The following is a 7206-nucleotide window of genomic DNA, read 5'->3' as shown; positions in this document are numbered from 1 at the left end:
TCTGGTAGTAGGGGCTGGGGCCGCCCCGGAGGTGATCGTGATGACAGAGACACAGGCACGGGCCACTGTCGGATGGCACATCGAGCTGGAATTCGAGGAGGACGACCACCGCACCCGCGCCGCCGCCCTCGTACGACTGTCGGATGGGAACGAGGTGCGCGCCCACGGCTACGCCAGCCGCCACCCCTCCGACAAGAATCAGCCGAGGGTCGGCGAAGAGGTCGCGGGCGCGAGGGCGCTGAACGAGTTGGCGATGAAACTGCTCACCAAGGCGCACGACGAGATCGACGAGGCGTCGGGCAGAACATCGCGCCCGCTGACCTGACCCGATCCGACCCCGCTCGACACGACCTGAACAAGACCCGACCCGATCCGACCTGATCCGGCCCGACAGGGGCCGACCAGGGGCGTCGGCCGCCACCGGGGCGCTGTCCCGGCGGTGGACGGCGCCCCCTCCTGCACATGTGACTTCACACAGGGGCCCTGGCCCACATAACCGCGAATCGCCCGGCCGACCAAGCCAGTTGCCCGACGACTACGACCGTCGGGACCGCCGTCCGGGAGCAGTCCGTCCCGGCGCGCGACACGCCGGGGAACCAACCAAAAAACCCTCCCAAAGGGAGGGTGGGGAGAGGCGCCCCCGGCAGGACTCGAACCTGCGGCCAAGCGCTTAGAAGGCGCCTGCTCTATCCACTGAGCTACGGGGGCCAGGTGTGGTGGCCGGTGTCCTGGTGCCCGGGTGTGGGCCGATCCGTGACCTTGCCGGGGACAAGGATAAAGCTCCCGCATCCCTGTCCCTCGCGCTTCGCCTCCGTGGCTCGATGTGGAGGTTCAGTGAAGCGGTCCTGATAATCGCAGGCGGGTACGAATCGTGCACCGCTTTTGGCGTCTCACGCATCGGGTGTTGTGCACTCGTTATGCCTGCGCCCCAGTCATCCCTTCCGCCCCGTGTGTCCTGTCGGCGCGCAGACATACCCATATGCTTCAGAAAGCCTCCAAAATTGGGCATTCTTCGCATGTGGTGACCTTGGACGTACGGCCTCAGCTACTCGACGCACTCTCCGCCCTGCGCGACCGTGTCGCCGCCGCACGCTTCCCGCTGCCCCTGGCGGGGGCTCCACGCGCGCGTGCCAACCGCGACGAACTGCTCGCACAGCTCGACGACTATTTGGTGCCCCGGTTGAGAGAACCCGAAGCACCCCTCCTCGCCGTCATCGGAGGGTCCACCGGCGCGGGCAAGTCGACCCTCGTCAACTCTCTTGTGGGACGCCGGGTCAGCGAGGCGGGTGTACTGCGGCCGACGACGCGCACGCCGGTGCTGGTGTGCCATCCGGAGGACCATCACTGGTTCAGCGGGATGCGGGTGCTGCCCCACCTCACGCGCGAGTGGGTGCCCCATCACGAGCCCGGCGACGACCTGCCCCCGCGCTCCGAACGTGGGGAGCGGGTGCTGCGTATCGAGACCGCCGACACGCTTCCCCGCGGCCTCGCCCTCCTCGACGCGCCCGACATCGACTCCCTCGTCTCCGACAACCGCGTCCTCGCCGCCGAACTGATCTGCGCGGCCGACATCTGGGTCATGGTCACCACGGCGGCCCGGTACGCCGACGCGGTGCCGTGGCATCTGCTGCGTACGGCCAAGGAGCACAAGGCGACCCTGGTCACCGTGCTCGACCGGGTGCCCCACCAGGTGGTGTCCGAGGTCTCGCGGCAGTACGGCGCCCTGCTCACCAAGGCCGGCCTCGGCCAGTTGCCCCGCTTCACGGTGCCTGAGCTGCCCGAGTCCGCGTGGGGCGGCGGCCTGCTGCCCGCCTCCGCCGTCGCACCGCTGCGTACCTGGCTCGTGCACCAGGCGCAGGACCCGGGAGCCCGGCAGGAGGCGTTGGCTCGTACGGCTCACGGAGTCCTCGACTCGCTGAAGGCGCGGATGCCCGAGCTGGCCGGCGCGGCCGCCGCGCAGTATGCGGCCGCCCTGCGGCTCACGGCGGCCGTCGACGGGGCGTACGACAGCGAGCACACGCGCGTGAAGGGGCGTTTGCAGGCCGGGGCCGTGCTCTCCGGCGACGCGCTCAAGCGCTGGCGCGCCTATCCCCTCGACTGCAGCGCCGGCGAGCTGCTCGACGCGCTCGTGGAGAGCCTGAGCGCCCTGCTGCTGTGCGCGGTCACGGCGGCCGACGAACGCGTGGACGAGGCATGGCGGCGCGAACCGGCCGCAGCCGCTCCCGGGCTGACGGACCGTGATCCGAAGCTGGAGAGCGCCGAGCACCGCATCGGGATGGCCGTACGACGCTGGCGGCGCGTCCTGGAGGAGTACGCCGAGGAGGAGGTTCGCGGCCTCGACAAGAGCATGGCTCCGGATCCCGAGGTGGTGGCCGCGCTGGTCGGCACCGCGCTCCTGGGCGGCCGCCGGGCGAGGACGGCGGGCGAGGGGCTGGCCGAGCGGATCGGGGCGCACGGTGCGCTGCGGCTGCGCGACCGGGGCGGCCGGCTGCTCACGAGCTACCTCGACAAGACCCTGAACACCGAGCGCGAACGCCGTCTCGCGCCCCTCGACGCGCTCGACGTCCATCCCGAACCCCAGGCCGAACTCATCGCCGCGCTGTCCGTACTGCAGAAGGAGAGGTGACCGCGGTGACTGCCGTCACTGACCGCACGGATCACGCCGACCGTCCCGGAGACGACGGCCCTGAGGACGGCCTCTCGGAGGAAGCCTCCGGTGCCTCCTCCGAAGAGGGCACTTTCGAGGAGAACGCCTCCGAAGAGGGCACTTTCGAAAAGGGCCTTCCCGGGGAGGCGGCTTCCCAGGAGCGGCCCCAGGAGGGCACCGGGGACGGCGAGCCCTCCGAAGAGGCGCCCCCTGAGAGCGCCGCCGCCTCCGACGCCAGGCACGCGCGCGTGGAGGACGACGACACGGCCGCGCGCGCGGAGGGCGCACCCGTCTGGGACGACGGCCTCATCGCGCGGCGCGTCTCCGAGACCGCCACCGGGCAGGAGGCGCCGGTGACGGAGACCAAACCGCTCGTACAGACCCCGCCCGCCCCCCTCGCATACGACGGACCGCTGCACTCACGCCTGGACGCGCTCCGCGAGCTGGTGGGCCTGTCCCGCACCCGCCTCGACAACAAGACGCTCGCCGAGGCGGGCCGGGTCCTCGACGAGGCGGCGGCGCGCCGCAAGCACTCGGGGCAGCACACCGTCGTCGCCATCGCCGGGGCCACGGGAAGCGGCAAGTCACAGCTCTTCAACGCGCTCGCCGGCGTGGCCATTTCGGAGACCGGTGTCCGCAGGCCGACCACCGCCTTGCCCATCGCGTGCAGTTGGAGCGACGGCGCGGCGACGCTCATCGACCGGCTCGGCATCCCCGGTCGCCTGCGCAGACGTCCGTTGCAGAGCCCGGAGGCGGAGGCGCAACTGCGCGGCCTCGTCCTGATCGACCTGCCCGACCACGACTCCGCGGCGGTCCAGCACCGCGAACAGGTGGACCGCGTCCTGGCGCTCGTCGACGCGGTCATCTGGGTCGTGGATCCGGAGAAGTACGCCGACGCCGTCCTCCACGAGCGCTATCTGCGGCCCCTGGCCGGGCACGCGGAGGTCATGTTCGTCGTGCTCAATCAGGTGGACCGGCTGCCGGGGGAAGCCGCCCACCAGGTCCTCGACGATCTGCGGCGACTGCTCGACGAGGACGGGATCGCGCTCGGCGAGTACGGCGAATCGGGCGCGACCGTGCTCGCGCTGTCCGCGCTCACCGGGGAAGGCGTCGGCGAACTGCGCGAGTCTCTCGGCCATTTCGTGGCCGAAAGAGGTGCCGCCGCCCGTCGAATTTCGGCCGATCTCGACGCGGCCGCGGCGCGGCTGCGGCCCGTCTACGCGACCGGGCGCCGCGTCGGGCTCAGCGAGGAGGCGCGCGACGAGTTCTCGGACCGGCTCGCGGACGCGGTGGGCGCCGTCGCGGCCGGTGAGGCGGCCGAGCGCGTGTGGCGCCGCAACGCCAACCGCGCCTGCGGGACACCCTGGCTGCGGCTCTGGCGCTGGTGTCAGGACCGGGGCGAACCCGTGACCGGCCGGATGCTCGTACGGGCCCCCGCGGACGAGGAGGCCACGGCACGCCAGCGCGTCGAGCAGGCCGTACGCACGGTCGCGGACCGGGCGGTTTCCGGGCTCCCCGCGCCCTGGGCGCAGGCGGTGCGCGAGGCGGCCGTACGCGGGGCGCAGGGGCTGCCCGAGGCGCTGGACGAGATGGCGGCACGTGCCGTGACCCCGGCGAGTCGTCCGCCGCGGCCCGGCTGGTGGCCGGTCGCCGTGCTGGCACAGGCCTCCATGACGATCCTTCAAGTGATCGGCGGACTTTGGCTGCTGGGGCAGATCATCGGGATCACATCCCCGAATCTCGGGGTGCCGGTACTGCTGATGGTGGCGGGCATCATCGGCGGCCCGGCCGTGGAGTGGAGCAGCAGAATGGCGGCGCGCGGGCCCGCACGGCGTTACGGGCTCGAAGCGGAACGGCGGCTGCGCGAGGCCGCCGCCGGATGCGGGAGGGCGCGCGTACTGGATCCCGTGGCCGCGGAGCTGCTGCGGTACCGGGAGGTGCGGGAGCAGTACGGGCGGGTCATGGGGGCGGCGTCCGCGCCCGTTGGGTGACCGCGCCGCAGTTGTATGCCCGCACCCCCATCGGGTGACGCGGTTTTCCACAACCGGCCGGTAGCCCACAGCGCTCAGCGGGCTCGGCCCGGCGAAGGCAGTCTGAACTCGCGGCGATCGCAGCGCATGCGGTCGCCGCGAGACACGCGAGAGACGCGACAGACGCGACAGACGCGACAGACGCATTCGTACGGGAGAGGGGTTCGGGATGAACGAGACGATGGTGTGCGTGGTGGGGAACGTCGCGACGCAGCCGGTGTACCGGGAGCTGTCGACGGGAGCGTCGACCAGGTTTCGGCTGGCCGTGACGTCGCGCTACTGGGATCGCGAGAAGAGCGAGTGGGCCGACGGACACACCAACTTCTTCACGGTGTGGGCCAGGAGGGCTCTCGCGACGAATGCGGGGGCGTCGCTGTCGGTGGGCGATCCGGTTGTCGTGCACGGCCGGCTGAAGGTACGCACGGAAACGCGCGACGGCCAGAGCTGGACCTCGGCGGACGTCGACGCGGCCGCGATCGGACACGATCTCTCGCGAGGCACGTCCGCCTTCCGACGAGCGTCCAAGGGGGACATGGGACCGGCTCCGACACCTCAGCCGGAACCCAGTTGGGAAACGGAGCCACAAGCCGCCCCCGAGGCCGCGCCCCAACGGGGGCCCGAGCCCGCCGGAGTGACGTGATGTCAGGGAAGCGCACATCCTGACCGAACTGCGGCTTATCGACAAATGCATGGCGAACGGTCGCCATGGATTTGTCGATAAGCGCAGCTCACGGCTGTGCGAGCGATAACGATTCCGAGTCGGATCGGTTATCGGATGACATGTCTGGGGAGCGTGGTGCGCCGCGTATTTAGGATGCCGGACATAGCTCTCGGGGCTTCTGATTCTGCTGGCGGGACCGTCCCCCCATGTCAACGGGTCCTGCACGAAGGGGAATTCTGTGCTTTCTTCGCTGTCTGCGTTGTCCGCGCGCAGGCGGGGGGCCACCCGCCTCGCCGCCGCGACGTTGGTGTCGGGGCTCGTCGCCGCGGGGGCGATCGCCTCCGCCGGCACGGCCGTTGCCGACGTGACCCCGCAGAGCCTGGGCGGCGCGACCGCCACCATAGGTGACCTGAAGACGTACGGATCCGCCGTCATCCATGACCACGGCGAGGATGCGTGGGTGTCCGCGGGGTTGTTCGAGATGTCCGTCGACAACGGCGGCATGCTGCAGACCTACTGCATCGACATCCACAACCCGACGCAGCGAGACGCCAAGTACCAGGAGACCCCCTGGAGCGGTACGTCGCTGAACGGCAACAAGGACGCGGGCAAGATCCGCTGGATCCTGCAGAACTCCTACCCGCAGGTGAACGACCTCGCGGCGCTCGCCGAGAAGGCCGGTGCCGCCGGCCTCACCGAGAAGGACGCGGCAGCCGGCACTCAGGTCGCCATCTGGCGCTACTCGGACGGCGCCGACGTGGACGCGGTGGACCCACGGGCGGAGAAGCTGGCGGACTATCTGCAGAAGAGCGCGCGGAACCTGGCGGAGCCCAAAGCCTCGTTGGCCCTCGACCCGGCCGCGGTCTCCGGTCACGCCGGTGAGAAGCTCGGCCCGGTCACGGTGCACACCAACGCGGACAGCGTGACGGTGACGCCGCCCTCGGACGCCACCGCCGGCGGGGTGAAGATCGTCGACAAGGACGGCAAGGCGATCACCTCCGCGGTCAACGGCAGCCGGCTCTACTTCGATGTGCCGAAGGACACCGCGGACGGTGCGGCATCGCTGACCGTGCAGGCGTCCACCACCGTGCCGGTCGGCCGCGCCTTCACCTCGGACACCCGCAGCCAGACACAGATCCTCGCGGGCTCCAGCGAGTCGACGGTCTCCGCGTCGGCGACCGCGAACTGGGCCGAGAAGGGCGCGATACCGGCCCTGTCCGCCGAGAAGAACTGCGCCAAGAGCGGCGTGGACATCACGGCGGCCAATGAAGGCGACGAGGCGTTCACCTTCGAGCTGATGGGGATCGAGCACACCATCGAGGCGGGCACGTCCCAGACGGTGACCATCCCACTGCAGGAGGACCAGGCCTACGACTTCACGATCAACGGTCCGAACGGCTTCTCGAAGCGGTTCAAGGGCGTGCTCGACTGCAAGACCCAGGCCAGCACGAGCGACATCTCGACCCAGACGGTCAGTGAGCCGAGCCCGGCGACGGCGGGCGGCACCTCCACCGGAGGCACCGACCTCGCCGAGACCGGCGGCTCCAGCACGACCCCGATCATCGCGGGCATAGCCATCGCTCTCGTGGTGATCGGCGGCGCGGCGGTGCTCTTCGTCCGCAAGAAGCAGGCGCGGGTCCAGGACTGAACAACACAGCACCTTGGCAACTCAACAGTGAGTGACCGCATCACGGTGACTCCGTGAGCCCGCGGCCCCGGTAGCCCCCAGGCGTCCGGGGCCGCACCCATTCCGACTCCCGGCTCCGTCCGCCCGGGACGGCTCATCCCTTGTCGGACGCGCAGTGTTCGAGGAGTTCGGCGGTCGGCCCGTCGATCACCCGGTAGCGCACGACCCTCCCGTCCTTCTC

Annotated in this window: 5 protein-coding genes and 1 tRNA gene; 5 read left to right on the top strand and 1 reads right to left on the bottom strand. The window is 70.7% G+C overall.

Annotation, left to right across the window (positions count from 1 at the left end; translation table 11 throughout):
• Window positions 1–40: 40 nt before the first annotated feature.
• The gene (locus IEY95_RS06955) at window positions 41–325 is read left to right on the top strand and encodes a DUF1876 domain-containing protein (RefSeq protein WP_189184985.1); all 285 of its coding nucleotides are present in this window, start codon (window positions 41–43) and stop codon (window positions 323–325) included.
• Window positions 326–635: 310 nt separating this feature from the next.
• Here IEY95_RS06955 and IEY95_RS06950 read toward each other — a convergent pair.
• Window positions 636–708: transfer RNA gene (locus tag IEY95_RS06950), tRNA-Arg, on the bottom strand.
• 310 nt (window positions 709–1018) lie between these two features.
• Between IEY95_RS06950 and IEY95_RS06945 the strand changes: the two genes are divergently transcribed.
• From IEY95_RS06945 to IEY95_RS06930, 4 genes are all read left to right on the top strand, one after another.
• Entirely contained in the window at window positions 1019–2626 is a 1608-nt protein-coding gene (locus tag IEY95_RS06945; RefSeq protein ID WP_189184984.1) for a dynamin family protein, read from the top strand.
• Complete coding sequence (locus tag IEY95_RS06940) at window positions 2623–4638, top strand: GTPase (protein WP_373294440.1); 2016 nt, start codon at window positions 2623–2625, stop codon at window positions 4636–4638. The genes IEY95_RS06945 and IEY95_RS06940 overlap by 4 nt, the downstream gene beginning before the upstream one ends.
• Window positions 4639–4846: 208 nt before the next feature.
• Window positions 4847–5317, top strand: coding sequence for a single-stranded DNA-binding protein (locus IEY95_RS06935; protein WP_189184982.1), 471 nt, complete (start codon window positions 4847–4849; stop codon window positions 5315–5317).
• Between the two features lie 280 nt (window positions 5318–5597).
• A complete protein-coding gene (locus IEY95_RS06930; RefSeq protein ID WP_373294439.1) occupies window positions 5598–6986 on the top strand; it encodes a Cys-Gln thioester bond-forming surface protein in 1389 nt (462 codons plus the stop codon).
• The last annotated feature ends 220 nt before the right edge of the window (window positions 6987–7206 follow it).

This window comes from Streptomyces albiflavescens (assembly GCF_014645835.1).
Taxonomy (GTDB): Bacteria; Actinomycetota; Actinomycetes; order Streptomycetales; family Streptomycetaceae; genus Streptomyces; species Streptomyces albiflavescens.
The sequence above is the reverse complement of the archived record's forward strand: the minus strand, read 5'-3'. Positions and strand labels throughout refer to the sequence as shown.

Coding starts and splice junctions, on each gene's coding strand:
- IEY95_RS06955 (WP_189184985.1), top strand. CDS start 41: ATGACAGAGACACAGGCACGGGCCACTGTCGGATGGCACATCGAGCTG.
- IEY95_RS06935 (WP_189184982.1), top strand. CDS start 4,847: ATGAACGAGACGATGGTGTGCGTGGTGGGGAACGTCGCGACGCAGCCG.